This is a genomic window from Streptococcus infantis (assembly GCF_000963255.1).
Taxonomy (GTDB): Bacteria; Bacillota; Bacilli; order Lactobacillales; family Streptococcaceae; genus Streptococcus; species Streptococcus nidrosiense.
The window spans coordinates 79,918-105,978 of record NZ_JYOV01000019.1 but is presented as its reverse complement, the minus strand read 5'-3'; the positions used below and the strand labels follow the sequence as shown (position 1 = coordinate 105,978).

Genomic DNA, 26,061 nt, shown 5'->3' with positions numbered 1-26,061 from the left:
CGTACAATAAAGAGTACATGATAAAATGAGATCAGAGTTTATCCACTCTGGCGTTAGTAGTAAAAAATGAGGAGAAACGCTTTGGAATTAGAAGTATTTGCTGGGCAAGAAAAAAGTGAACTATCTATGATTGAGGTGGCTCGTGCCATCTTGGAACTCCGTGGTCGTGATCACGAAATGCATTTTAGTGATTTGGTTAATGAAATCCAAAACTATCTCGGTACCTCTAATAGCGATATTCGTGAAGCTTTGCCTTTGTTCTACACAGAGTTGAACTTTGACGGTAGCTTTATCTCACTTGGAGATAACAAATGGGGTCTTCGTTCATGGTATGGAGTTGATGAAATCGATGAGGAAATCATTGCTCTTGAAGAAAGTGATGATGAAGAAGTAGCACCTAAGGCTAAGAAAAAACGTGTCAACGCCTTCATGGATGGTGATGCAGATGCTATTGATTACAGTGCAGATGATCCAGAAGATGAGGATGCATACGAAGAAGATCCAGCTCTTTCTTATGATGATGAAAATCCAGATGATGAGAAGAATGAAGTGGAAGCCTACGATGCTGAAATCAATGAAATCGCCCCAGATGATCTAGATGAAGAAGTCGATCTTAATGAAGAAGACGACGAAGACTCTGAAGAAGAGGAAGAATAAAAATAAAAAGGAGCTGGAACAGGTATCGGTCGCTTAAGTCTCGATTTCCTAGATCCAGCCTCTTTTTACTTTTTAGTTTGAATGAGTTATGCAAGATGGAATGCCAAGTCAACGATTTGTTCTATTTGACAAATGCTTCATTTTGAGGTAATATATTGTTCGGGCACCTCTTTTAGAGGTCGGAGCTCCCTAGTTCTTAGGGAGCTATTTTTGTTTTTTCCAGGAAGCTTTTCTTCTTGGGGTGTAGTTATTGATGAAGGTCTTGTTTTCTCAATCCCCTGTTAGTAAACAAGACCTTGAGCATTTTAGAAAGAGGAATCTATGTCTACGAAATATATTTTTGTCACTGGTGGTGTGGTATCGTCTATTGGGAAAGGGATCGTTGCAGCGAGCCTTGGGCGTCTTTTGAAAAACCGTGGTTTGAAGGTGACCATTCAAAAATTTGACCCTTATATCAATATTGACCCAGGAACCATGAGCCCTTACCAGCACGGAGAAGTATTTGTAACAGATGATGGGGCTGAGACAGATTTGGACCTAGGCCACTATGAGCGTTTCATCGATATTAACCTTAATAAATACTCAAACGTGACAACTGGTAAAATCTACAGCGAAGTTCTTCGTAAGGAACGCCGTGGAGAGTACCTTGGAGCAACTGTCCAGGTTATTCCTCATATTACAGATGCTTTGAAAGAAAAAATCAAGCGTGCTGCTCTTACGACAGACTCTGATGTCATTATTACAGAGGTTGGTGGAACAGTCGGGGATATCGAGTCCCTTCCATTCTTAGAAGCTCTTCGTCAGATGAAGGCAGATGTGGGTGCAGATAATGTCATGTATATCCATACGACCTTGCTTCCTTACCTCAAGGCAGCTGGTGAAATGAAGACAAAACCAACTCAACACTCTGTCAAAGAATTGCGTGGTTTGGGAATCCAGCCTAATATGTTAGTCATCCGTACTGAAAAGCCAGCTGGACAAGGAATTAAAAATAAACTGGCCCAGTTCTGTGATGTGGCACCAGAAGCAGTTATCGAGTCCTTGGATGTGGATCATCTTTACCAAATCCCACTTAACCTGCAAGCACAAGGTATGGATCAAATCGTTTGTGACCATTTGAAAATTGATGCACCTGCAGCAGATATGACAGAGTGGTCAGCTATGGTTGATAAGGTCATGAACCTCAAAAAACAAGTCAAGATTGCTCTTGTTGGTAAGTATGTTGAGTTGCAAGATGCCTACATTTCTGTCGTAGAGGCCTTGAAACACTCAGGTTATGCCAATGATGCAGAAGTCAAGATTGATTGGGTCAATGCTAACGATGTGACAGCTGACAATGTGGAAGAACTCCTATCGGATGCTGACGGAATCATCGTTCCAGGTGGTTTTGGTCAACGTGGAACTGAAGGTAAGATTGAAGCGATTCGCTATGCGCGTGAAAATGATGTACCAATGCTGGGAGTCTGCTTGGGTATGCAGTTGACCTGTATCGAGTTTGCCCGTAATGTCTTAGGTCTTGAAGGAGCTAATTCAGCAGAGCTAAATCCTGATACCAAATACCCTATCATCGATATCATGCGTGATCAGATTGATGTTGAGGACATGGGTGGTACCCTTCGTTTGGGACTTTATCCTTCTAAGTTAAAACGTGGTTCTAAGGCAGCGGCAGCTTATCATAACAAAGAGGTGGTGCAACGCCGTCACCGTCACCGTTATGAGTTTAACAATGCCTTCCGTGAACAGTTTGAAGGAGCAGGTTTTGTCTTTTCAGGTGTTTCACCAGACAACCGCTTGGTCGAAATTGTGGAGATTCCAGAAAACAAATTCTTTGTGGCTTGTCAGTACCACCCAGAGCTTTCAAGTCGTCCAAACCGCCCAGAAGAACTCTACACTGCTTTTGTAACAGCAGCTGTCGAAAATAGTAAATAGTCATGATTAAACCTTTGAGAGTCATCTCAGAGGTTTTTCCTATATAAATTTAGGATATCACTTGCAAAAAAATATCATAGTGATATAATTAACATGGATAAAAACAGGAGGAAATCTCATGAAAAAAATTACACTATTTAGTTTGTCTTTAGCAGGTTTAGCTTTACTAGCTTTTCCTCAATCTGCCAAGGCTTTTGAGTTACAAGAGGTATGGCCTATTAAAGGTGGTATTCGATACGAAAATGGGAAAGTTAGCAAAATTAATAATGGATATGAAGTAAATATTAAAGTGTTAGATCTACCTAGTACTAGCGAAATCGAATGGACAGTTAGTTTAAATGGAGAAAAGCAAAATACTAACTTCTTAGCTGAGGAAAGAACAGTATCTAAAACTGAAGATAAGGGGCGTTTTCTACACTTTTATATCCCTTATGGATACCGTGGAGATATTGTAGTAGAGGCTAAGAGTGGAAACGAAGTGAAGACTTGGTCTACTAAAGTAGTTGATGATGTTTATTCAGATGACGCTAAGAGTGGTTACTTCGTTATCGATGGGGACCAAATCTTAGAAAGTTCATGGGATTCTCTAAATGAATCTTATATTGCAACGCTTCCAACTGTAACATCAGGAAAATCTGTTGTTGCCTGGCGTGAAGGAGGAACTCTTAATTTAATTAAACCAGGAAGAATTGTTCGGAAATATAATAGTGGTGGATCGTATGTAGAACTTTCTCCAATCTTTGAAACTGCTAGCTGGCTAAAATCTAAACAAAACTGGTACTATCAAAAACAAGGACAACTAGTTAAAGATGCTTGGATTAAGGATCAGGGAAGCTGGTATTTTATGGATGATAAAGGGGTTATGTTTAATCAAACATGGCTTCATCAAGGTGGTAGCTGGTATGCCTTTAAATCATCAGGAGCTATGATTTCAGCTGATTGGTTATATGATAACGGCTCTTGGTATTACCTAAAAGACTCAGGTTCCATGGCGACAGGCTGGCTTAATGATGGTGGTACTTGGTATTATCTAAAAGACTCAGGTTCCATGGCAACAGGCTGGGTGAAAGATAATGGCTCTTGGTATTACCTAAAAGATTCAGGTGCGATGGCAACAGGTTGGATCAAAGATAATGGTAAGTGGTACTATCTGGCTTCATCTGGTAATATGCTTAGCAATACACGCACGCCAGATGGCTATTATGTAGATGCCAGTGGCGCTTGGAAATAAATGTTAAACAGAGAAAGTCTACTGAGGAGGTAGATTTTCTTTTTTTCATTTTCACAATTATGAAAATCTGGAAAAAGGACATTATTTTTGGTAAGATAAGGGTATGGATTTTGAAAAAATTGAACAAGCATATACCTATTTACTAGAAAATGTCCAAATCATTCAAAATGATTTGACGACAAATTTTTACGATGCCTTGATTGAGCAAAATGGAATCTATCTAGATGGTCAGACAAATCTGGAAGATGTCAAGAAAAACAATCAAGCATTAAAACGATTGGCTCTTCGAAAAGAAGAGTGGTTACGAACCTACCAATTCTTGTTAATGAAGGCAGCGCAAACAGAACCTCTCCAAGCAAATCACCAGTTTACACCAGATGCCATTGGTCACTTGATGATTTTTCTGATAGAGCAACTGTGGCCTGCTGAGAATCTAAGTTTATTAGAGTTGGGGTCTGGGATGGGAATTCTAGGTGCTAGCTTCTTAACGTCCATGAACAAAAAGGTAGATTACCTTGGGATTGAGCTAGATGACCTCTTGATCGATCTGGCTGCAAGCATGGCAGAAGTTATGGATCTGCAAATGGGCTTTGTCCAAGGAGATGCAGTACGTCCACAAGTATTAAAAGAAAGTGATTTTATTGTGAGCGACCTCCCGATTGGCTACTACCCAGACGATCAGATTGCCTCACGTTATCAAGTGGCAGCAAAGGATGAACATACTTATGCTCATCATCTATTAATGGAGCAATCTCTCAAATATCTTAAGACGGGAGGCTATGCTATTTTCCTTGCTCCAACAGATCTTTTGACGAGTTCCCAGAGTGACCTCTTGAAAACCTGGCTGACTGACCAGGCTCAACTAGTAGCTATCGTAGCTTTACCAGAGGATCTCTTCGCTCAAGGAGCACAGTCTAAGAGCATTTTTGTTCTACAAAAGAAAGTGGTAGAAGGCTTTGAGCCCTTCGTTTATCCACTTGCTAGTCTTCGTGATCCTGAAATTTTGTTGGAATTTAAGGAAAATTTTCAAAATTGGTGTCAAGAACATGAAATCTAGTATAAATTTTGATATAATAGTTGAAAACGCTTAAAAAGGGGAAACATTATGACAAAAACCATTGCAATTAACGCTGGAAGCTCAAGTTTGAAATGGCAACTCTATCAAATGCCAGAAGAAAAAGTATTAGCAAAAGGGTTGATTGAGCGAATTGGATTGAAAGATTCTATTTCTACAGTTAAATTTGATGGTCGTTCAGAACAACAAGTCCTTGACATTGACAACCATACTTTGGCAGTTAAGATTTTGCTTGATGACTTGATTCGTTTTGATATTATTAAATCTTATGATGAAATTACTGGTGTTGGACACCGTGTCGTTGCAGGTGGAGAGTACTTCAAAGAGTCTACAGTCGTGGAAGGTGATGTAATTGAAAAAGTTGAAGAGTTAGGTCTCCTTGCTCCATTGCACAATCCTGCAAATGCTGCGGGTATTCGTGCCTTCAAAGAATTGTTGCCAGATATTACGAGTGTCGTTGTTTTTGATACTTCCTTCCATACAACAATGCCAGAGAAAGCTTATCGCTATCCTCTACCAACAAAATATTACACAGAAAACAAGGTTCGTAAGTACGGAGCCCATGGAACTAGCCATCAGTACGTTGCTCAAGAGGCAGCAAAACTCTTGGGTCGTCCACTTGAAGAGTTGAAGTTAATCACTTGTCACATCGGTAATGGTGCTTCTATTACAGCTGTTAAGGGTGGGAAATCTGTTGATACCTCAATGGGATTCACTCCACTTGGTGGTGTAATGATGGGAACTCGTACAGGGGATATTGACCCAGCCATCATTCCTTATTTAATGCAATATACAGAGGACTTTAACAAGCCTGAGGACATCAGTCGTATCCTCAATCGTGAGTCAGGGTTGATGGGTGTTTCAGGTAAGTCTAGTGATATGCGTGATGTAATTGCTGCTATGGATGCAGGAGATCACGATGCTACTTTGGCTTATGAAATGTATGTTGACCGTATCCAAAAACATATTGGTCAATACCTTGCAGTCCTAAATGGAGCAGATGCTATTATTTTCACAGCAGGTATCGGTGAAAATTCTACTAATGTACGTGAAGATGTTATTTCAGGGATTTCTTGGTTCGGTTGTGATGTAGATCCAGAGAAAAATGTCTTTGGTGCAACCGGAGATATTTCGACAGATGCAGCAAGTGTACGTGTACTGGTTATTCCAACGGATGAAGAACTCGTTATCGCGCGTGACGTTGAACGTTTGAAAAAATAACAGATCAAAAAAATCGACCTTCAATAATAAAGGTCGATTTTTTTGATTTAGTAGATTTACCATTTAGTCAGTGAAACTTCGCCACTATTGAGCCAAATCTTTTCACCGTTTGCTAATTCTATCAGCAGTTGTCCTTGGTCAGAGATGTCACAGGCTTTTCCTGTGAATATTTCTTGATCCTTCTTGAAGGAAATCTCTTTTCCTAAAACGATTGAGCGATTTTTATAGAGATAGAGGAGTTCATCGGTCTCTGTTTCGTAGAAACATTTCCAAATTTCAGCAATCAATTCATTGCGAGTAATGGGAGTATTTTGAGAAAATAAGCTTCCAGCTTTAGTTTGTAGATTCTTGGGAAAATCAGCGATAGAAAAGTTGATCCCGATCCCAATGATAACATCTGTAACGAGTCCAGTTTCGACAGAGGTAATGGCTTCTGTTAGAATACCAGCAATTTTTTTCTGGTTCAGATAAATGTCATTGACCCACTTGATATCCACATCAATCAAACTAAGATTCTTGATAGCCTTGTAGATAGCCCCAGCTGTTAGAAGTGTATAGGCGGGAAGCTTCTGGTAAGGGAGATTGGGTTGTAGGTGAAGAGACATGTAAATTCCCCCCTTATCTGGAGAATAATAGGGACGTTGAAAACGACCGCGTCCCATAGTTTGGCTAGTGGAAAGGTAGAGTTTGTCCCCTTTAGCACCAGCTTCCATAGCCTCTTTAGCATCGGTTTGGGTAGATTTTGTTGAGGGTTTAAACTGGACAGTAATGGGACTATTCGCTTCGATTTCCTGAGGCAAGATAAGGTCTCCGTCCAGAAGTTTATACCCACGATTTTTGATACTGTCAATCTCCAGACCCTCTTGTTGGAGACGTTGGATCGCCTTCCATACGGAAGTTCGAGATAGGTTTAATCTCTCTGCTATTTTTTCTCCGCTTAGATAATCAGTTTCAGTAGCTAGTATTTTATAGACTTCTTGGTAGGATTTCATGCTAGACCCTTTCTGGAATAATTAGACTTATTGTACCATATTTTTAAAAAAGGGATAGCGATTTTCAAGTAATCTTAGCTAACTATAAAATTTTACCCAGTTTTAGTTAGGAGTATAGAGGCAAAGAGGTTTTCAAATCGCTTGAAAAATGGTAAAATGTTTTAATAACTTATTTATCTGAATGTGATATTCAGAAGGAAAGGATCTGTTGTGAAATCAATAGGTGTCATTGAAAAGTTAAAAAGTTTATCGAAACAAGAAGGACTTCTTTTAGGAGTTATTCTGAGTATTTTTCTCCCTTTTTATCTTTTTGTTGTTATTTTTATCTCTTACTTACTTTGGTTAGTATATACCGGGGAGATGAAGGGAATCTTGAAACGTTTGTCTCAACACCCTATCTTGCTCTTTTTTATTGCTTATAGCACAGCAATTTCTCTTCTAGCACAAAATGTGATGGGAGTAGTTTCTTCGGTGGCCATGTTTCTGTTTGCCATCTTCTTTTACTATTACCAAGCTCAATTGACTCCTAAATTTTTTAGGTTGACGATTGAAGGAGTTTTAGCTTCAAGTGTCTTGGCAGCAGTCTTTGCAGCCTTGGAACATTTCCAAATTGTAAAGAAATTTGATTATACCTTCCTCTCACCACGGATGCAGGTTTGGCATCAAAACCGAGCGGAGGTTGCCTTCTTTAACCCTAATTACTATGGAATTATCTGTTGTTTCTGTATCATGATTGGTTTTTATCTGATTAGCACAACGAAGTTAAGGTGGTTACGAATCTTTTCTATGATTGCCATCTTTGCTAATTTATTCGGTTTAAACTTTACGCAGAATCGTACAGCTTTTCCAGCCATTATCTTTGGAGCGATTATTTATCTCTTCACAACTATTAAGAACTGGCGTGCTTTCTGGCTTAGTATTGGAGTTTTTGGGGTTGGTTTGGCCTTTCTATTTTCTAGTGATTTGGGTGTTCGAATGGGAACCTTAGATTCATCTATGGAAGAGCGTGTTTCTATCTGGAATGCTGGAATGGCCTTGTTTAAGCAAAATCCATTCTGGGGTGAAGGACCGCTAACCTACATGCACTCTTTCCCTCGTATTGGAGCACCTTATCATGAACATGCTCATAGTATTTATATAGATACGATTTTGAGTTATGGAGTTGTTGGTACCGTTCTCTTGGGGATTGCTTCTGCCACTCCGGTACGAATGTTGATTGATATGAGTCAAGTACCTAGTAAGCGTCCTATCCTTGGACTTTACCTCTCTTTCTTGACAGTAGTAGCTGTGCACGGAATTTTTGATTTGGCTCTCTTTTGGCTTCAATCATCCTTTATTTTCCTTTTAGTGATGTGTAGTTTACCACTAAAACATAGTATGATTGATGAATTAGTTGATTAAGAAAAAGATAGTAGAAACTAACATTTTCTACTATCTTTTTTTCATTATGTGACTATTAGTCCGTCTCGCTCCGTGAGGTGCGAGACAAATAAACCACCCGCTATGCGGGTGCGCGTCGAAGGTTATACCAAAAAACTCCAAACGCGATACAATAAAGGTGTTCAAGCCAATTGTAAAGCGAAAGGAGAAAAATATGGCACAAAAGGCACATAGTTTATCACACACAAAGTGGATGGTGTTCTATCACATTGTGTTCACCCCTAAGTATAGACGAAAAGTGATCTATAATCAATATCGAAGTAGTTTAGGTGAAATATTTCATTGCTTGTGTGGTTATGAAGGTATTGAAATTATCGAAGGACACTTGATGCCTGATCAGTTGGTAAGTATTCCACCGAGGATAAATATTTCAAGTTTCATGGGGTATTTAAAAGGCAAAAGTGCACTCATGATGTTTGACAAACACGCCAACCTCAAGTACAATTTTGGGAATCGGCATTTCTGGGCAGAAGGTTACTATGTGAGTACAGTAGGTCTCAATGAAGCCACGATAAGGAAATACATACAAGATCAGGAAAAGCATGATATAGTACTAGATAAATTAAGTGTAAAAGAATATGAGGATCCCTTTAGGGATAGTGGTAAGTAATACTCACGCCTCTTTAAGAGGCAAGTGACGAGTCAAGAGCAATGAGGCTTGAACAACGTGAAAGCCAGCGTCTTTAGGCGCTGGCTGGTAATTTGGGCTTATAGCCCTGGTGCAAACCACCCGTTAGACGGGTGGTTATGATTCAATTATTGAATAGCTTGAACCAAGTCTTCAGCTTGTTGTTTTAGTGAAGTAGCAACACTGTCTTCAAGGACTAATTTGCCATCTCCCCAAGCAGAATCATTGATACGAGCAGCAGTGAATTCACCTACAACTTGTGTACGGATGAATGGCAAGAGGTCTTTGTAGATTGCAAAGAGTTGTTCATGACCTGCATTTGCTACTGAAGACACAGTAACGATTTTATCTTGAAGGGCAGATGCTCCGCGTGTATCAGATAAGTCAAGAGCGCGTGAAAGCCAGTCAAGCAAGTTTTTCACTGTTCCAGGAATTGAGAAGTTGTAGACTGGAGAGAAAATCCAGATAGCATCAGCAGCAAGAACTGCTTCACGAGCTGCTGTTACAGCTGGAAGAGTTGGAACTTCAAGATCTTGACTAAATAGTGGAATAGCTGAGTAGTCAAGGTAGCTAATCTCAGCTTTTCCTGCAAGAGCTTTTTCGGCTTCTAGCGCCATTTGGTGGTTGAAGGAACCTTCACGAATTGAACCAACGATAAATAATACTTTTTTAGACATAGGGAGTATCCTTTATATTTTAATCAGAGTTATCTCTGTTGTTATAAACAATGTTACAACAAAAGGAAATCATTTGCAAGAAATCTGCTCAGAAAATAAAAATCGATGATAGTCAAGATTATTTTTAGGAGTAGAGATTATGAAAAGTCTGTGAAATCAATGATTCAAGCGTCATATACTCCTGTCATAAGAGAAGTTCCGAGCCAAATCCTCCTCCTTTATTCACTTGTAATTCACTTGGATAGATGGTAAAATAGACGAGTGAAAATGAGACAGAAAAAAGAAAAAAATTCCTTATTATTTCAGTACAGCATTGGCTTGACCCTGTTGGCTCTAGTTGTGACTTCTTCCTTTCTCTATTTGGTGTGGCTTAGCATGAAGCCTTATCAGACAGCGAAGGTGGAAGGGGAAAAACTGGCTAAGCAGTATGCGAATCTAGAAACGGTCAGCCAGGTTGATATCTTTAATGGCTTAGAAAGCTATTATAGTGTTCTTGGTCAAGATAAGAATCAGAAACCAGTTGCTGTTTTAATAGAGAAAAGTAATAACAATATTTACGTATATCAACTAGAAAATGGTACTTCACAAGAAAAAGCAGAAGCAGTTGTTAGAGAAAAAGGAGCAACTGAAATTGATACGGTTACCTTTGGACGCTATGCTGAAAAGCCTGTTTGGGAAATCAAGTCTGGAGGAGACTATTATCTAGTAGATTTTGAAACTGGTGCCCTAATCGAAAAGGAGAAGCTATGAAATTATCTAAACGTGTCTTAGAAATGGAAGAAAGTGTCACTCTGGCTAGTGATGCAAGAGCAAAGAAGTTAAAAGCTGAAGGAAAAGATGTTCTCTTCTTAACTTTAGGTCAGCCCGATTTTCATACTCCTGAAAATATTCAAGATGCCGCTGTTGCAGCCATTCGAGATGGACGTGCTTCTTTCTATACAGTAGCTTCAGGTTTGCCTGAATTAAAAGCAGCGGTCAATACCTATTTTGAACGTTATTATGGTTATTCTGTAGCGGCTAATGAGGTCACTTTTGCGACAGGTGCAAAATTCTCACTCTACACTTTCTTTATGGCTGTGGTTAATCCAGGAGATGAGGTCATTATTCCAACCCCTTATTGGGTCAGCTATGGTGACCAAGTTAAAATGGCTGGTGGTGTTCCAGTCTTTGTTCAAGCCAAGGAAGACAATCACTTTAAAGTAACTGTGGAGCAATTAGAAGCAGCTCGCACAGATAAGACCAAAGTCTTGGTTCTTAATTCGCCATCTAATCCGACCGGTATGATCTATTCTCGCGAGGAACTCTTGGCCATTGGAAATTGGGCTGTTGAACATGATATTCTCATCCTAGCAGATGATATTTATGGACGCTTGGTCTATAACGGTAATGAGTTTGTGCCAATCTCTAGTCTATCAGAAGCGATTCGCAAACAAACCATTGTTATCAATGGTGTGTCTAAGGCCTATGCTATGACAGGTTGGCGGGTAGGTTATGCAGTGGGTGATCCAGAAATCATCGCTGCCATGAGTAAACTAACAGGTCAAACGACTTCAAACCTGACTGCGGTATCTCAATATGCAACGATTGAAGCGTTAACTGGACCTCAAGACTCTGTAGAAACCATGCGTCAGGCTTTCGAGGAACGTTTGAATACCATCTATCCACTCTTGTGTGAGGTCCCTGGTTTTGAGGTTGTCAAACCTCAAGGAGCCTTCTATCTCTTCCCAAATGTCAAAAAAGCTATGGAGATGAAAGGTTATAGCGATGTAACAGCATTTACAACGGCTATTCTTGAAGAAGTTGGTCTGGCCTTGATTACAGGAGCCGGATTTGGAGCACCAGAAAATGTTCGTCTCAGCTATGCGACAGACTTGGATACCCTTAAAGAAGCCATTCGTCGTTTGCACCAATTTATGGAAAAATAAGAAGTTAAACCTCCGTCCTTTTGGCGGAGGTTTTTGTAGCTAAAAACTTATGAATTTCTATCAAACAAGCTAGCTATCAGCCATTATTTGTGGTACAATAATGAGTAATAATGTCTTTGGACAAGTTAAACGAAAAAAGGAAGATAAATGATGACAAAACGTGTAACAATTATCGAAGTAAAAGATTACGTTGGTCAAGAAGTCACTATTGGTGCTTGGGTTGCCAACAAATCAGGAAAAGGGAAAATTGCCTTCTTACAATTGCGTGACGGAACAGCCTTTTTCCAAGGTGTGGCTTTTAAACCAAACTTTATCGAAAAATTTGGAGAAGAAGTAGGTCTTGAAAAATTTGACACCATCAAACGCCTAAGCCAAGAAACTTCTGTTTTCGTGACAGGGATTGTCAAAGAAGACGAGCGTTCTAAATTTGGTTACGAATTGGATATTACAGACATCGAAGTTATCGGTGAATCTCAAGATTACCCAATCACTCCAAAAGAGCACGGAACAGACTTCTTGATGGACAACCGTCACTTGTGGCTTCGTTCACGCAAACAAGTAGCTGTCATGCAAATCCGTAATGCTATCATCTATGCAACTTATGAGTTCTTTGATAAAAATGGCTTCATGAAGTTTGATAGCCCAATTCTTTCAGGAAATGCTGCAGAAGATTCAACTGAATTGTTTGAAACAGACTACTTTGGTACTCCAGCCTACTTGAGCCAATCTGGTCAACTTTATCTTGAAGCTGGTGCTATGGCTCTTGGTCGTGTCTTTGACTTTGGTCCAGTATTCCGTGCTGAAAAATCAAAAACTCGCCGTCACTTGACTGAGTTCTGGATGATGGATGCTGAGTATTCATACTTGACACATGATGAGTCACTTGACTTGCAAGAAGCTTATGTCAAAGCTCTTCTTCAAGGTGTTCTTGACCGTGCTCCACAAGCATTGGAAACATTGGAACGTGATACTGAGCTTTTGAAACGCTACATTGCAGAGCCATTCAAACGCATCACTTACGATCAAGCCATTGACCTCTTGCAAGAGCATGAAAATGATGAAGACGCTGACTATGAGCATCTTGAACATGGTGATGACTTCGGTTCGCCACATGAAACTTGGATTTCAAACCACTTTGGTGTACCAACCTTCGTGATTAACTACCCAGCAGACATCAAGGCCTTCTACATGAAACCAGTTCCTGGTAACCCAGATCGCGTACTTTGTGCAGACTTGCTCGCACCAGAAGGTTACGGAGAAATCATCGGTGGTTCAATGCGTGAGGAAGACTATGATGCCCTTGTAGCGAAGATGGAATCACTAGGTATGGATCGTACAGAATATGAATTCTACCTTGACCTTCGTAAATACGGTACAGTTCCACACGGTGGATTTGGTATCGGTATCGAGCGTATGGTAACCTTCGCAGCTGGTACAAAACACATCCGTGAAGCCATTCCGTTCCCACGTATGTTGCACCGTATCAAACCTTAATAGCCATAAAAACGCCGTCTGGCGTTTTTATGCTCTTCGAAAATCAAATTCAAACTACGTCAGCTTCACCTTGCCGTACTCAAGTACAGCCTGCGGCTAGCTTCCTAGTTTGCTCTTTGATTTTCATTGAGTATTACTTTAAATGAAAGAGGTGGAGAAAATGTAGGCAACTCTAAGTAAGTCTTTTAGAAAAACTCATATTATATATTGAAAGAGAGAAAACGATGTTTAAAAGAACTTACAAACGCAATATTCCACTCCTGGCAGGTCTGGAATTCACTTCTTATTTTGGAATCACCAGTTTTTGGATTTTATTTTTTATCCAAAATGGTCTTTCCTTACTTCAAATCGGTCTATTAGAAAGTATCTTTCACGGTACAAGTCTCTTGTGTGAAATCCCGTCAGGTATGTTGGCCGATCGATTTAGCTACAAAACCAATCTCTATTTGGCTCGCTTGGCTAGTATTGTATCCTCTATCTTGATTTTGTTTGGTCAGGGGAATTTTTGGATTTATGCTTTTGCTATGATGGTCAACGCTTGGTCTTATAATTTTGATTCGGGGACCAGTACCGCTTTCTTATATGATTCAACAGTTGAAGCAGGTCAAAAGGACCGCTATCTTCAGATTTCTAGTTTTTTGTCTGGTGTGGCAGAAGTCACCCGAACCTTAGGTACAGTTGTGGCAGGCTTCTTTATTCACGGAGCATTGGCTTGGACCTATCTGATTGCTATTGGATTTTCATTTATTTCTATAATCTTGGTTTATTTGATGAAAGAACCAATGGCTAAGAGAGAAAAAAATGAAGCCTTAACCTTTAAAACGATTGTCCTGCAAGTTCGAAAAGAATGGCATGAAAAACCAGTACTCTTTTACTGGATGATGACTTATCAGCTAGTCGGAACACTCATGTGTATGTTTTACTTTTACTATCAGCAGAAAATAAGTGACTTAGCAGGGTGGCAGGTATCGCTGGTCATGCTGATTGGTAGTGGCTTAAATCTTATAGCAGTTTATGTAGCTAGTCAAATTGGAAAAAAATGGAATAGCAATCGAGTTTTTCCGACTCTTGTTGCACTAACGGGTTTAGCCTTGCTATTGGTGTTTTTTGGAACTCCCTTTGCTTTTCTTCTCGTATATCTTTTGACCGATACACTCTATGCAGTTTATCAGCCGATCTATTTCAATGACTTACAAGGTTATTTACCGTCCAGTGTAAGAGCAACTATGCTTAGTATCAATTCCATGCTTTTTAGTCTTTCCATGATTGTCATATTTCCACTGACAGGCTGGATGATTGATCGTTGCGGACTTGTAGCTGTCTTTTTAGTTTTAGGTCTTATCTTGATTTTAACCTGTCCTATATTAATAATCAGTCTGACAAGGATGGGAAAGCTATTAGATAAGGACTTAAAAACTGAGTAAAGCACGAAAACCTATTTGCTCAAAGAATCATCCTGTGGTACAATAGCAAGAGGAAAAGGAGAAGAGTATGATTGATGTAGAAGAAATTCTAAGTAAGATGAATCCCAATCAAAAGATCAACTATGACCGTGTCATGCAAAAGATGGTTCAAGTTTGGGAAAAAAATGAAGAGAGACCAACCATTCTCATGCACGTCTGTTGTGCTCCTTGTAGCACCTATACTTTAGAGTATTTGACCAAGTATGCAGATGTAACCATTTATTTTGCTAATTCAAATATCCATCCTAAAGCTGAGTATCACAAGCGTGCTTATGTGACCAAAAAATTTGTCAGTGATTTCAATGAGCGAACAGGAAATAATGTTCAATATCTAGAAGCACCTTATGAACCCAACGAATACCGTCAACTGGTCCGAGGTTTGGAAGAAGAACCTGAAGGTGGGGATCGTTGCAAGGTTTGTTTTGACTATCGCTTGGACAAGACAGCGCAAGTGGCTATGGACTTAGGATTTGATTACTTCGGTTCAGCCCTAACCATCAGCCCTCACAAAAATTCACAAACCATCAATAGTATCGGGATTGATGTGCAGAAAATCTACACCACTCATTATCTTCCGAGTGATTTTAAGAAAAATCAAGGCTACAAACGTTCTGTAGAAATGTGTGAAGAGTATGACATCTATCGCCAGTGTTATTGTGGCTGTGTCTATGCCGCTCAAGCTCAAAATATTGACTTGGTACAGGTCAAGAAGGATGCAACAGCCTTTATGGTAGATAAGGATATCGAAAAAGACTATTCGCATATCAAGTTCACTGTTACGAAGTTAGATATTTAGACGAAAACCTGCCTCAAGGCAGGTTTTTTACTAGGGAAAAGTGATAGCCAGAAATTGATGGACTAATCTATGAATTCCTAGTCCTAGAATCTCAATCCTTTAATAAATCAGTGCCTCTTAAAACTTGTGGATGAAAAATGAAGTTTTGTTTAAAAGAGTTTTTTGGAATTTAGAAGACCAAAAAATAGTTCAATACTGTGGTAAAATTATTCTTTTTTGCATTTATACAACTTATTTTACACTACCTTTATTCTTGTGATATAATGTCAAATTATAGAGTGGAGGTCATTTAGAATGATTGATAAAGTAATTGAACAATATAAAAATCATAATAATCTTGATATTCGAGTAGAATTGCATAAGAAGTATTCTAAAAATAGATTGGGATTTAACAATTGGATTTTTTCTAACTACCAACTCACTGGTGAGTTAAAGATACTAGAATTGGGATGTGGTACAGGAGAACTGTGGAAAAGTAATCTTGATTCTATAGACAAGATGAAGCAATTGATTATAACGGATTTTTCTAATGACATGGTAGAAACTACGAAGTTAGTGATTGGAAATAGAGATAATGTCAACTATGAAAGAATGGATATCCAAAATATTTCTTTTAAAAATGAAACTTTTGATATTGTTATTGCTAATATGCTTCTACATCATGTAAATGACATTGATAAAGCTATCTCTGAAGTGAATAGAGTATTAAAAAAAGGAGGAATTTTTTATTGTGCTACATTTGGTGAAAATGGAGTTGTAGATTATTTGGCAAGCTTATTTAAAGATGTAGTTAATCAAAATTTGGAAAATAAAACTTTTACTTTACAAAATGGGAAAGCTTTTTTAAATAGGTATTTTGACACTGTGGAAAAATTAATTTATGATGATGAGCTACAGGTGACAAGTATAGACGATCTAGTTCAATATATTCAATCCTTGAAAGGAATTTCCGAAATAGGTTCACTAGAAGAGGAAATAATTCGTAATAGATTGGAAAGTGAGTTTAATAATGGTATGTTGATTATTCCTAAAGAATATGGTATGTTTATCGCTCGAAAAGAGAGTTAAGGGAACGAAATTGTGAAAAATTACGGAGAAGCTTTTAGATATTTTAGAAAATTAAACGGATATTCTTTAGAGTATGCTGCAGCTGATTCTATATCAAAATCTCAACTCTCTAGATTTGAAAGGGGAGAAAATGAAATTTCTCTTTCAACGTTTTTTGAATTATTATCAAATATCAATGTTTCGATCGAGAATTTTTGTAATTATCTAGAACATTATAAAAGATCGGAGCTTGATGATTTTTTGGTTAATTTATCTCCAAATTTTTATAGTTTGAATACTAAAGGATTGGAGGAAATAAAAAATGAGCAACAAAAACTTTTTGAGAAGAGTGGAGAAAAAACTTATAGAATAAATACAATTATGGTTCAGGGACTATTAAATCAGATAGATTGTAATTATGTAGTTAGTAGAGATGATCTAAATTTAGTATATGACTATTTATTCCAGAAGGAACGCTGGGAGTCCTATGAGATAGCGCTGATTGGTAATTTATATCATCTTTTTGAAATAGATTATATCTACAGGGTCGGAAAAGAAATACTAGAGCGTACACATTATTACGAAAAAATCGGTAAGAATAGAAATTTAGTTGTGTCAGCTTGTTTAAATTTTTGGTTCTGTTGCCTTGAAAATTCACATCTATCATATGCAGACTACTTTGAAATGAAATTAAGAAAATTATTAAAAGATGACACAAAAGTCTTTGAAAAATCTACATTCAAGTTTGTAGAAGGATATAAAATCTACCTGATAGAATCTAAAGAATCTGGAATTAAACAAATGCAAAATGTCATTAAATATTTTGAGTTTATTGAATCTAAAAATATTGCTTTATATTTTCAAAAACGATTAAATGATCTGGTAGATTAAATAGCATTTTATCGGTCAAATTATTATTTTCAAAATGTCGTACTAAATGATTGATGCTATGTGGAAATACAATAACTAAATTTTTGATACGAAGGTGATCTGAATTCTTTTATAGCAATCATCTTCGTATTTTTGTATTAAACAATATAAGGTTGTTGTAAACTTACAAGGAACAAAGAAATTAAAAAAGTATTAGTCTATCCATTTATTTTGTATATCTCACGAATTCTATCATAATGGATTTATTTCTTTTTGTGTTTACACAGCTTATTTTATACTACCAAAAAACGAGGTCAGGATTTTAATCCTGACCTCTGACAACTTTACCGATTCTTTAGTTCTACGTAGCGTTTGTACCAAATGTTGACATAGGCTTCTGAGAAAGGACCTCGCTCATTGTTAATCCAATCAACAAGAATCTTTACATGCTCTTTCAGAATATAGTCTAGATCAGAAGAATACTTCATTTTTCGCTTGTGTCGTTCATACTCCTCAACGTCCAAGAGGCGTTTTTCACCATCTGTAAAAACTTTAACATCCAAATCATAGTCAATGTATTTTAAAGCTTCTTCATCCAAATAGTAAGGACTTGCCATATTGCAGTAGTAGGAGATACCATTTTCACGAATCATAGCGATAATATTAAACCAATATTTCTTGTGAAAGTAAACAATAGCCGGTTCTCGAGTCACCCAACGACGACCGTCACTTTCGGTAACAAGTGTGTGGTCGTTGACGCCGATAATAGCGTTCTCTGTTGTTTTTAGTACCATGGTGTCTCGCCAAGTACGGTGGAGACTCCCATCATGCTTATAACTTTGAATTGTAATAAAGTCGCCTTCTTTTGGAAGTTTCATAACTAACCAACTTTCTACAATTTATAAGTTTATCGTTTACTATTGTATCACATTTTTGTTTAAAGTTCTTAGTTTTTTCATGAAAAAATTAAAGATATTCTCTGAGAGCGCTGGCTATATCCGAAAAATCATAACCTTTTCTAGCTAAAACTTGGGTCAAACGTTGTTTCAGTTCGTATCCTTCATACTTTCGTGAATATTTCCGATACTGCTTGTCTAACTCTTTAAAAATAAGTTCCTGAACGGTTTCTTCTTCGACCTGGCTGTCCAATTGGTCAAAGGCTGTTTTGGCTTCTGTGTAGGAAAATCCTTTATTGGTTAGGCTTTGGATAATCTTATCCTGTAGAGCGCGGGCAGGTAATTTACCCTGGTATTTTTTCAATAGTTTTTCCGCTGTGCGCTCTGCGACTTCCGTCATATCAAATTCTTGTATGACTTCTTGGATAATGGATTTAGCAACGCCTTTTTGAGAAATCTTCTGCATCAGCATATAGCTTCCCTTATCTCCTGAAAGCTGATTGGAATTGATGATGGCATAAGCATATTGGCGATCATTGATCCAATTATCATCTTTTAAAGACTGGATAACTTTGGGGATGATGTTCTCATTAACTTCATGTTTGGCAAGATAATCTTTAACTTCTTTTTCAGTGCGAGCCTTGAAGGATAAGTGGTAGAGAGCTAGATTTTTACTGTAGGAAAATTGCGCAAATGATTTAATCTCAGTTAGTTCTTCAGCTGAGATCTCTTTCCCTTTTGTCAACATAAAGCGCACAATGGTATCCTCTGTAATGTAGCAGGTTTGGTCGCTATCAAGCTCAAGTAGAAAGAGTCTTTTTTTCTTTTCAAGTTTTGTGATTTTCATGGTTTACCTCTTATCCAAATGCTTCGAAGGCAGCAACGAGTCGAAGTTTATTGCTATCAACCAGTTCCCTCCCGTAATAGTCGAGAAATAGTTCAGCATATTTGGGATCTTTTAAGTTGTAATTGAGGGACCAAATAGCCCAAAAGAGATCGATATGCCGATCACTGAAATCAGCCGAACCAAGGTCAATAAAACAAGAGAAATGGCTGGCATCTTTAAGAATAAAGTTCGGTAGACAGGCATCCCCGTGAATAAAGGCATCTGTTTTTAAAAGGTGCCCTTGTTCTTGGATGAGTTGGAAGGCCTCTTCGCGACTGTTAATCTGGAATTGGGGTAGGAGCGCCTTGGCATAGAACTCCCCTTTTTCATAGTTTTTAAAGGCTCTTTCTTTATAGGCTTTTAAATGATTTTCTGATGGAAAATTTTGTGGGTTTAAGTTGTGAAGCTTTTTAAGAGCCTCTGCCATGGTTCGGCAGATTTTTTCTGGCTGGTCTAAAAAAGCGAGAGCATCATGACCAATAGCCTCTTTAGTCAGGAGGTAGTCTTTATCTGTAGATAGATAGTGGATGACTGGAGTTCCTATTCCCTCTTGTTCAAACCAACTCGCAATGCTAGTTTCTCGCTCTAAACTTCCCTTTTGATCAATTTTTAAATAGTAACCTGAATCAAGATAGAGAACTCTTGCGCCTGAATGAGAAGAGCTGTCCGATAGGTTTGCCTCCTCTATATAAGTTCGTAATTGCTCAGGAAAATCCAATGAGGAAAAAGATATCTTTGTATTCATGGTTTTATTGTAACATATTCTTAACCATTGAGAAACTACGTGGTATAATAGACTTATGAATCTAAAAGTCAAACAAAAAATTCCATTAAAAATCAAGCGCATGGGGATTAACGGGGAAGGAATCGGATTTTACCAGAAAACCCTCGTTTTTGTTCCAGGAGCCCTCAAGGGAGAAGATATCTATTGTCAGGTGACTTCGGTTAAGCGTAACTACGTTGAGGCTAAGCTGCTTGAGGTCAATAAAAAATCTAAGTTTCGAGTGGTTCCAGACTGTACTATTTATAATGAGTGTGGTGGTTGTCAGATCATGCATCTACATTATGATAAGCAGCTGGAGTTCAAGACAGATCTTCTCCATCAAGCTCTGAAGAAATTTGCCCCTGCTGGCTATGAAAACTTTGAGATTAGACCAACTATTGGCATGCAGAAACCAAAGTATTATAGGGCTAAACTGCAATTTCAAACACGAAAGTTTAAAGGTCAAGTCAAGGCAGGTTTGTATGCTCAGAATTCCCATTATTTGGTCGAGTTAAAGGACTGCCTGGTTCAAGATAAGGAGACACAAGCTATTGCCAATCGCATTGCTGAACTCTTGACTTACCATCAAATTCCGATTACGGATGAACGGAAAATCCTTGGGGTTCGAACCATCATGGTTCGTCGAGCACGGAAAACTGGGCAAGTTCAGATTATCATTGTGACCAATCGCCAATTGAATTTGACTCAATTTGTGAAAGACCTAGTCAAGGATTATCCTGAAGTAGTGACTGTCGCAGTCAATACCAATACTGCTAAAACTAGTGAAATTTATGGGGACAAGACGGAGATTATTTGGGGGCAGGATAGTATACGCGAGGGTATTCTAGATTATGAATTCTCTCTTTCACCTCGAGCATTTTATCAGCTTAATCCTGAACAGACTGAAATTCTCTATAGTGAAGCCGTTAAGGCCTTGGACATTACTGAGAACGACCATCTGATTGATGCTTATTGTGGTGTTGGGACCATTGGTTTTGCCTTTGCGAAAAAAGTCAAAAGTTTGAGAGGAATGGATATTATTCCAGAAGCTATTGAGGATGCCAAAGAAAATGCTAAGCGTATGGGGTATACCAATACCCACTATGAAGCAGGAACTGCAGAAGAAATTATCCCTCGTTGGTACAAGGAAGGCTATCGTGCTGATGCCTTGATTGTGGACCCGCCACGTACAGGTTTAGATGACAAACTCTTGGATACCATCGTCACATACGCTCCTGAAAAGATGGTCTACGTTTCCTGCAATGTGTCTACCTTGGCGCGTGATTTAGTCCGATTGCTAGAGGTTTATGACCTGCATTATATCCAGTCCGTTGACATGTTTCCACACACGGCTAGAACAGAAGCAGTGGTCAAATTAACGAGGCGCAAGCCAGCTTTTAAATAGAAATGGCAACTGGAAAGTTTTTGAAAAGAAGACTTCTAGTTACAGAGTAAGATTTGCAAGCTATCTATAAATATGATAAAATAAGTAGAAAATAAAATGAAAAAAGAGGTATGTGAAATGTCACGTAAACCATTTATCGCTGGTAACTGGAAAATGAACAAAAACCCAGAAGAAGCAAAAGCATTCGTTGAAGCTGTAGCATCAAAACTTCCTTCATCAGACCTTGTTGAAGCTGGTATCGCAGCTCCTGCTCTTGACTTGACAACTGTTCTTGCTGCTGCTAAAGGTTCAAACCTTAAAGTTGCTGCTCAAAACTGCTACTTTGAAAATGCTGGTGCTTTCACTGGTGAAACTAGCCCTCAAGTTTTGAAAGAAATCGGTACTGACTACGTTGTTATCGGTCACTCAGAACGTCGTGACTACTTCCACGAAACAGACGAAGACATCAACAAAAAAGCAAAAGCAATCTTCGCTAACGGTATGCTTCCAATCATCTGTTGTGGTGAGTCACTTGAAACTTACGAAGCTGGTAAAGCAGCAGAATTCGTAGGTGCTCAAGTTTCAGCTGCTCTTGCTGGATTGACTGCAGAACAAGTAGCTTCAACAGTTATCGCTTATGAGCCAATCTGGGCTATCGGTACTGGTAAATCTGCTTCACAAGATGACGCACAAAAAATGTGTAAAGTTGTTCGTGACGTTGTAGCTGCTGACTTCGGTCAAGAAGTAGCTGACAAAGTACGTGTTCAATACGGTGGTTCAGTTAAACCTGAAAACGTTGCTGAATACATGGCTTGTCCAGACGTTGACGGAGCTCTTGTTGGTGGTGCATCACTTGACCCAGAAAGCTTCTTGGCATTGCTTGACTTTGTAAAATAAGCCTTAAATATCTGAGACAGACAGTTCCCTCTCTTGAGGTTTTGGCTGCCTGTCTTCTTTTTAGTAAAATGGCGTGCGAAAGCACGCTCTTTTCTGCATTTTAGAAGAAAAAGAAAGGAGAATTATGCTGTATATTTGGTCTTATCTCAAACGCTATCCCAAGTGGTTAGTGTTAGACTTTCTCGGGGCAATTTTCTTTGTCATTGTCAATCTAGGTTTACCAACAGTTTTAGCCCGCATGATTGACCAGGGAATCAACCAAGGTGATCAGGATAAACTCTATTTTTGGGCCGTAATCATGTTGGTTATTATCGTCTTGGGAACATTTGGACGGGTTGTTCTGGCTTATGCGGCTAGTAAATTGACCACCAATATGGTCAAGGATATGCGAAATGATGTTTATGCTAAGTTACAAGAGTATTCTCATCACGAATATGAACAAATCGGTGTGTCTTCACTAGTTACTCGTATCACCAGTGATGCCTTTGTCCTCATGCAGTTTGCGGAACAAACGCTTAAGTTGGGTGTTATCACACCCATGATGATGCTATCAAGTATTCTCATGATTTTCTTGACGAGTCCTTCACTAGCCTGGATTGTCGCTTTTTCCGTTCCTTTTCTAGCTGTAGTAGTCATTTATGTGGCGGTCAAAACGCGTCCCTTATCTGAAAAACAACAGAAAACACTGGATAAGATTAACCAGTATGTCCGTGAAAATTTGATGGGGCTACGAGTGATTCGTGCCTTTGCTCGTGAAGATTTCCAAGAAAAACGTTTTGAAGAGAAAAATGCAATCTATGCAGACAATTCGAATCGCTTGTTCAAATTGACTGGTTTGACGGAACCACTTTTTGTGCAAATCATTATTGCCATGATTGTAGCTATCGTTTGGTTTGCTTTGGATCCTCTCAAGCACGGCAGTTTGCAGATTGGGGATTTAGTAGCCTTCATCGAGTATAGTTTCCACGCCCTCTTGTCCTTCCTCTTCTTGTCAAACCTCTTTACCATGTATCCACGTACTGCTGTATCTAGCGAGCGTTTGAAGGAAATCATGGACATGCCCATTTCCATTGATCCAAACGAGGATGGAGTTCAAGAAACAGAAACACATGGTTACTTAGAATTTGATAATGTGACCTTTGCTTATCCTGGGGAAACAGAAAGCCCTGTTTTGCATAACATTTCCTTTACTGCTAAACCGGGAGAAACCATTGCATTTATCGGCTCAACTGGTTCAGGTAAGTCTACTCTGGTTCAATTGATTCCTCGTTTTTACGATGTTACGCTAGGGAAAATTAAGGTCGATGGTGTTGATGTACGGGATTACCGTCTCAAATCACTCCGTCAGAAGATTGGATTTATTCCACAAAAAGCCTTGCTCTTTACTGGGACTATCGCAGACAATCTCCGCTATGGGAAAGAAGATGCCAGTCATGAGGACTTGCACCAAGCAGCTGATGTAGCCCAAGCCAAAGACTTTATCGAAAGTCGAGAAGAAGGTTTTGCAACGCATCTGGCCGAAGGGGGAAGCAACCTATCAGGTGGTCAGAAACAACGCTTGTCGATTGCCCGCGCAGTCATCAAGGGTCCAGACATCTACATCTTTGACGATTCCTTCTCAGCCTTGGACTATCGTACAGATGCTATTTTACGCCGTCGTCTCAAGGAAGTGACGCAAGATGCTACGGTATTGATTGTCGCGCAACGTGTTGGAACCATTATGGATGCTGACCAGATCATTGTCCTTGATAAGGGTGAAATCGTTGGTCGTGGCCGTCATGAAGAATTGATGGAAACCAATGACATCTATCGAGAAATTGCTGAGTCGCAGCTGAAAAATGCGTCTCTGACAGAAGAATAGGAGGTAAAGGATGAAACAACAATCTAGTCTAGCTCGTCTATGGAGCTATTTAAAAGCCTATCGATTTTCTGTTTTCTTTGCAGTCTTCTTGAAAATAGTCAGCGTCATTATGAGTGTTATCGAGCCTTTCGTATTAGGGCTTGCCATCACAGAATTAACCAGCAATCTCCTTGCCATGGCAAATGGTGTTGCAGGAGCGGGTATCAATACCAGCTATATCGCAGTGATTCTAGTGATCTATCTCTTGCGTGGGCTTCTCTATGAGTTGGGTTCTTATTACTCAAACTACTTTATGACCAATGCGGTACAGTCCATGATACAGGATTTGCGAAATGAAATGAGTGAAAAAATCAACCGCATCCCTGTGTCCTACTTTGATAAGCATCAGTTTGGAGATTTGTTAGGTCGTTTTACAAGTGACGTTGAGACTGTTTCGAACGCTCTACAACAATCTTTCTTACAGATTGTCAATGCAGTCTTTACCATTCTTTTTGTTATGGGAATGGTCCTCTATCTAAATCTTCAGTTAGCTATCATTGTTATCTTGTCGATTCCGATAACTTATTTTGGGGCTAAAACAATTCTGAATCGTTCGCAACCATACTTTAAACAGCAAGCAGCCATTCTAGGACGTATGAATGGATTTGTACAAGAAAACTTGACAGGTTTCAATGTCCTCAAACTTTTTGGCCGTGAAGAAAACTCTCAAGAGAGGTTTGAAAAGATTACGGATGAATTGCAACAGGTCGGATTTAAGGCGAGCTTTATTTCAGGATTGATGATGCCTGCCCTTCATATCGTGTCTGATTTAACATACTTAATTGTTGCAGTATTAGGTGGTTTGCAAGTTATTGCAGGCCGCTTAACCATCGGTAATATGCAGGCTTTCGTTCAGTATGTGTGGCAGGTCAGTCAACCAATTCAAAACATCACTCAATTAGCAGGACAAATGCAAAGTGCTAAATCTTCGCTTGACCGTGTCTTTGAAGTTTTGGATGAAGAGGAAGAAGTTCAAACTGCTAAAGTAAAAGAACTGGCACCGTTGACAGGTCAAGTTAGCTTCAAGAATGTTGATTTCCAATATGTGGAAAATAAACCATTGATTCGCAATTTTAACCTAGATGTTGAACCAGGAGAGATGGTAGCCATTGTTGGTCCTACTGGAGCAGGAAAAACAACCTTAATTAACCTTCTCATGCGTTTTTATGATGTAACTGCTGGAGCTATTTTAGTGGACGGTCAAGATATTCGTGACCTGTCTCGTCAGGACTATCGTCGCCAGTTTGGTATGGTCTTACAGGATGCCTGGCTCTATGAAGGCAGTATCAAGGAAAATCTTCGATTTGGGAACCTTGAAGCAACAGATGAGGAAATCATTGAAGCAGCTAAGGCTGCTAATGTAGACCACTTTATCCGCACTCTTCCTGGGGGCTATAACATGGAGATGAACCAAGAGTCAAGTAATATTTCTCTTGGTCAGAAACAGCTTTTAACCATTGCGCGTGCCCTCTTAGCCAATCCAAAAATTCTAATCCTTGATGAAGCGACATCATCAGTTGACACCCGTTTAGAACTCTTGATTCAAAAGGCTATGAAGCGTTTGATGAAGGGAAGAACAAGCTTTGTCATTGCTCACCGTCTTTCGACAATTCAGGAAGCTGATAAGATTTTGGTACTTAAAGATGGACAGATAATTGAACAGGGAAATCATGAAAGCCTCTTGGCTGCAAAAGGATTTTATTATGACCTTTATCAAAGCCAATTCTCTCGGAAAGATACTGAAAATAACTAAAAAGATATCTGCTCATTTTCTTAAATTATCAGTCTATTACAACTTTTTTAATATGGGTTAATTTTCTTGCTTTTGTCTACTAGGTGTAGTATACTGAGATAGTAATCAATAAATATGGTTGCAAAAATAATATTATG

At 38.9% G+C, this 26,061-nt stretch carries 23 protein-coding genes; 18 read left to right on the top strand and 5 right to left on the bottom strand.

What is annotated here, in order from left to right:
• The first annotated feature begins 81 nt into the window (after positions 1 to 81).
• From rpoE to TZ96_RS07605, 5 genes are all read left to right on the top strand, one after another.
• Positions 82 to 657, top strand: coding sequence for a DNA-directed RNA polymerase subunit delta (rpoE, locus tag TZ96_RS07625; protein ID WP_000418422.1), 576 nt, complete (start codon positions 82 to 84; stop codon positions 655 to 657).
• Between the two features lie 321 nt (positions 658 to 978).
• The gene (locus tag TZ96_RS07620; RefSeq protein WP_045763562.1) at positions 979 to 2,586 is read left to right on the top strand and encodes a CTP synthase; all 1,608 of its coding nucleotides are present in this window, start codon (positions 979 to 981) and stop codon (positions 2,584 to 2,586) included.
• A gap of 118 nt (positions 2,587 to 2,704) precedes the next feature.
• Positions 2,705 to 3,817 carry an N-acetylmuramoyl-L-alanine amidase family protein gene (locus TZ96_RS07615; RefSeq protein WP_045763561.1) on the top strand — a complete coding sequence of 371 codons (1,113 nt, stop codon included), beginning with the start codon at positions 2,705 to 2,707 and terminating at the stop codon, positions 3,815 to 3,817.
• A gap of 103 nt (positions 3,818 to 3,920) precedes the next feature.
• The gene (locus TZ96_RS07610; protein ID WP_045763560.1) at positions 3,921 to 4,874 is read left to right on the top strand and encodes a class I SAM-dependent methyltransferase; all 954 of its coding nucleotides are present in this window, start codon (positions 3,921 to 3,923) and stop codon (positions 4,872 to 4,874) included.
• 48 nt (positions 4,875 to 4,922) lie between these two features.
• Positions 4,923 to 6,113: an acetate kinase gene (locus TZ96_RS07605; protein WP_045763559.1), complete on the top strand. Its 1,191-nt coding sequence runs from the start codon at positions 4,923 to 4,925 to the stop codon at positions 6,111 to 6,113.
• Between the two features lie 56 nt (positions 6,114 to 6,169).
• On the opposite strand, the gene birA is transcribed toward TZ96_RS07605, so the two are convergent.
• Positions 6,170 to 7,105, bottom strand: a complete 936-nt coding sequence (gene birA, locus TZ96_RS07600) for a bifunctional biotin--[acetyl-CoA-carboxylase] ligase/biotin operon repressor BirA (RefSeq protein WP_045763558.1) — start codon at positions 7,103 to 7,105, stop codon at positions 6,170 to 6,172.
• Positions 7,106 to 7,315: 210 nt separating this feature from the next.
• Between birA and TZ96_RS07595 the strand changes: the two genes are divergently transcribed.
• Positions 7,316 to 8,506, top strand: a complete 1,191-nt coding sequence (locus tag TZ96_RS07595) for an O-antigen ligase family protein (RefSeq protein WP_045763557.1) — start codon at positions 7,316 to 7,318, stop codon at positions 8,504 to 8,506.
• A 193-nt stretch (positions 8,507 to 8,699) separates the two neighbouring features.
• Positions 8,700 to 9,155 (top strand): IS200/IS605 family transposase, encoded by a 456-nt coding sequence (gene tnpA, locus TZ96_RS07590; RefSeq protein ID WP_045763556.1) that lies wholly within the window; start codon positions 8,700 to 8,702, stop codon positions 9,153 to 9,155.
• 146 nt (positions 9,156 to 9,301) lie between these two features.
• Here the strand turns inward: tnpA and TZ96_RS07585 are convergent, their stop codons facing one another.
• Positions 9,302 to 9,850: an NADPH-dependent FMN reductase gene (locus TZ96_RS07585; protein ID WP_045763555.1), complete on the bottom strand. Its 549-nt coding sequence runs from the start codon at positions 9,848 to 9,850 to the stop codon at positions 9,302 to 9,304.
• 261 nt (positions 9,851 to 10,111) lie between these two features.
• Between TZ96_RS07585 and TZ96_RS07580 the strand changes: the two genes are divergently transcribed.
• The 7 genes from TZ96_RS07580 (at position 10,112) to TZ96_RS10290 (ending at position 17,466) form a co-directional block, all read left to right on the top strand.
• Positions 10,112 to 10,600, top strand: a complete 489-nt coding sequence (locus TZ96_RS07580; protein ID WP_025171282.1) for a DUF5590 domain-containing protein — start codon at positions 10,112 to 10,114, stop codon at positions 10,598 to 10,600.
• Positions 10,597 to 11,775 carry a pyridoxal phosphate-dependent aminotransferase gene (locus TZ96_RS07575; RefSeq protein ID WP_045763554.1) on the top strand — a complete coding sequence of 393 codons (1,179 nt, stop codon included), beginning with the start codon at positions 10,597 to 10,599 and terminating at the stop codon, positions 11,773 to 11,775. The genes TZ96_RS07580 and TZ96_RS07575 overlap by 4 nt, the downstream gene beginning before the upstream one ends.
• A 150-nt stretch (positions 11,776 to 11,925) precedes the next feature.
• Positions 11,926 to 13,269 carry an asparagine--tRNA ligase gene (asnS, locus tag TZ96_RS07570; protein WP_045763626.1) on the top strand — a complete coding sequence of 448 codons (1,344 nt, stop codon included), beginning with the start codon at positions 11,926 to 11,928 and terminating at the stop codon, positions 13,267 to 13,269.
• 224 nt (positions 13,270 to 13,493) lie between these two features.
• A complete protein-coding gene (locus tag TZ96_RS07565; protein WP_045763553.1) occupies positions 13,494 to 14,693 on the top strand; it encodes an MFS transporter in 1,200 nt (399 codons plus the stop codon).
• 67 nt (positions 14,694 to 14,760) lie between these two features.
• A complete protein-coding gene (locus TZ96_RS07560; RefSeq protein ID WP_045763552.1) occupies positions 14,761 to 15,528 on the top strand; it encodes an epoxyqueuosine reductase QueH in 768 nt (255 codons plus the stop codon).
• A gap of 294 nt (positions 15,529 to 15,822) precedes the next feature.
• A complete protein-coding gene (locus TZ96_RS07555) occupies positions 15,823 to 16,596 on the top strand; it encodes a class I SAM-dependent methyltransferase (RefSeq protein WP_045763551.1) in 774 nt (257 codons plus the stop codon).
• Between the two features lie 12 nt (positions 16,597 to 16,608).
• Entirely contained in the window at positions 16,609 to 17,466 is an 858-nt protein-coding gene (locus TZ96_RS10290; RefSeq protein ID WP_045763550.1) for an Rgg/GadR/MutR family transcriptional regulator, read from the top strand.
• Positions 17,467 to 17,789: 323 nt separating this feature from the next.
• Here TZ96_RS10290 and ntdP read toward each other — a convergent pair whose 3' ends face one another.
• The 3 genes from ntdP to TZ96_RS07535 form a co-directional block, all read right to left on the bottom strand.
• Positions 17,790 to 18,323 carry a nucleoside tri-diphosphate phosphatase gene (ntdP, locus tag TZ96_RS07545; RefSeq protein WP_000775325.1) on the bottom strand — a complete coding sequence of 178 codons (534 nt, stop codon included), beginning with the start codon at positions 18,321 to 18,323 and terminating at the stop codon, positions 17,790 to 17,792.
• An 88-nt stretch (positions 18,324 to 18,411) separates the two neighbouring features.
• Positions 18,412 to 19,188: a recombination regulator RecX gene (gene recX, locus TZ96_RS07540; protein WP_045763549.1), complete on the bottom strand. Its 777-nt coding sequence runs from the start codon at positions 19,186 to 19,188 to the stop codon at positions 18,412 to 18,414.
• Positions 19,189 to 19,198: 10 nt separating this feature from the next.
• Entirely contained in the window at positions 19,199 to 19,972 is a 774-nt protein-coding gene (locus TZ96_RS07535; RefSeq protein ID WP_045763548.1) for an aminoglycoside 3'-phosphotransferase, read from the bottom strand.
• Between the two features lie 55 nt (positions 19,973 to 20,027).
• Here TZ96_RS07535 and rlmD point away from each other — a divergent pair, with 55 nt between their 5' ends.
• The 4 genes from rlmD to TZ96_RS07515 all read left to right on the top strand — a co-directional run bounded on the left by rlmD (position 20,028) and on the right by TZ96_RS07515 (position 25,924).
• A complete protein-coding gene (gene rlmD / locus TZ96_RS07530) occupies positions 20,028 to 21,395 on the top strand; it encodes a 23S rRNA (uracil(1939)-C(5))-methyltransferase RlmD (protein ID WP_045763547.1) in 1,368 nt (455 codons plus the stop codon).
• A gap of 117 nt (positions 21,396 to 21,512) precedes the next feature.
• The gene (gene tpiA, locus TZ96_RS07525) at positions 21,513 to 22,271 is read left to right on the top strand and encodes a triose-phosphate isomerase (RefSeq protein ID WP_045763546.1); all 759 of its coding nucleotides are present in this window, start codon (positions 21,513 to 21,515) and stop codon (positions 22,269 to 22,271) included.
• Positions 22,272 to 22,395: 124 nt separating this feature from the next.
• Positions 22,396 to 24,132: an ABC transporter ATP-binding protein gene (locus tag TZ96_RS07520; protein ID WP_045763545.1), complete on the top strand. Its 1,737-nt coding sequence runs from the start codon at positions 22,396 to 22,398 to the stop codon at positions 24,130 to 24,132.
• 10 nt (positions 24,133 to 24,142) lie between these two features.
• Positions 24,143 to 25,924, top strand: coding sequence for an ABC transporter ATP-binding protein (locus tag TZ96_RS07515; RefSeq protein ID WP_045763544.1), 1,782 nt, complete (start codon positions 24,143 to 24,145; stop codon positions 25,922 to 25,924).
• Positions 25,925 to 26,061: the final 137 nt, after the last annotated feature.

What these genes read in the sequence shown, in the direction of transcription:
- TZ96_RS07620 (WP_045763562.1), top strand. Translation starts at nt 979, where the DNA reads ATGTCTACGAAATATATTTTTGTCACTGGTGGTGTGGTATCGTCTATT.
- TZ96_RS07615 (WP_045763561.1), top strand. Translation starts at nt 2,705, where the DNA reads ATGAAAAAAATTACACTATTTAGTTTGTCTTTAGCAGGTTTAGCTTTA.
- TZ96_RS07610 (WP_045763560.1), top strand. Translation starts at nt 3,921, where the DNA reads ATGGATTTTGAAAAAATTGAACAAGCATATACCTATTTACTAGAAAAT.
- TZ96_RS07605 (WP_045763559.1), top strand. Translation starts at nt 4,923, where the DNA reads ATGACAAAAACCATTGCAATTAACGCTGGAAGCTCAAGTTTGAAATGG.
- birA (WP_045763558.1), bottom strand. Translation starts at nt 7,105, where the DNA reads ATGAAATCCTACCAAGAAGTCTATAAAATACTAGCTACTGAAACTGAT.
- tnpA (WP_045763556.1), top strand. Translation starts at nt 8,700, where the DNA reads ATGGCACAAAAGGCACATAGTTTATCACACACAAAGTGGATGGTGTTC.
- TZ96_RS07585 (WP_045763555.1), bottom strand. Translation starts at nt 9,850, where the DNA reads ATGTCTAAAAAAGTATTATTTATCGTTGGTTCAATTCGTGAAGGTTCC.
- TZ96_RS07575 (WP_045763554.1), top strand. Translation starts at nt 10,597, where the DNA reads ATGAAATTATCTAAACGTGTCTTAGAAATGGAAGAAAGTGTCACTCTG.
- asnS (WP_045763626.1), top strand. Translation starts at nt 11,926, where the DNA reads ATGACAAAACGTGTAACAATTATCGAAGTAAAAGATTACGTTGGTCAA.
- TZ96_RS07565 (WP_045763553.1), top strand. Translation starts at nt 13,494, where the DNA reads ATGTTTAAAAGAACTTACAAACGCAATATTCCACTCCTGGCAGGTCTG.
- TZ96_RS07560 (WP_045763552.1), top strand. Translation starts at nt 14,761, where the DNA reads ATGATTGATGTAGAAGAAATTCTAAGTAAGATGAATCCCAATCAAAAG.
- TZ96_RS07555 (WP_045763551.1), top strand. Translation starts at nt 15,823, where the DNA reads ATGATTGATAAAGTAATTGAACAATATAAAAATCATAATAATCTTGAT.
- ntdP (WP_000775325.1), bottom strand. Translation starts at nt 18,323, where the DNA reads ATGAAACTTCCAAAAGAAGGCGACTTTATTACAATTCAAAGTTATAAG.
- recX (WP_045763549.1), bottom strand. Translation starts at nt 19,188, where the DNA reads ATGAAAATCACAAAACTTGAAAAGAAAAAAAGACTCTTTCTACTTGAG.
- TZ96_RS07535 (WP_045763548.1), bottom strand. Translation starts at nt 19,972, where the DNA reads ATGAATACAAAGATATCTTTTTCCTCATTGGATTTTCCTGAGCAATTA.
- rlmD (WP_045763547.1), top strand. Translation starts at nt 20,028, where the DNA reads ATGAATCTAAAAGTCAAACAAAAAATTCCATTAAAAATCAAGCGCATG.
- tpiA (WP_045763546.1), top strand. Translation starts at nt 21,513, where the DNA reads ATGTCACGTAAACCATTTATCGCTGGTAACTGGAAAATGAACAAAAAC.
- TZ96_RS07520 (WP_045763545.1), top strand. Translation starts at nt 22,396, where the DNA reads ATGCTGTATATTTGGTCTTATCTCAAACGCTATCCCAAGTGGTTAGTG.
- TZ96_RS07515 (WP_045763544.1), top strand. Translation starts at nt 24,143, where the DNA reads ATGAAACAACAATCTAGTCTAGCTCGTCTATGGAGCTATTTAAAAGCC.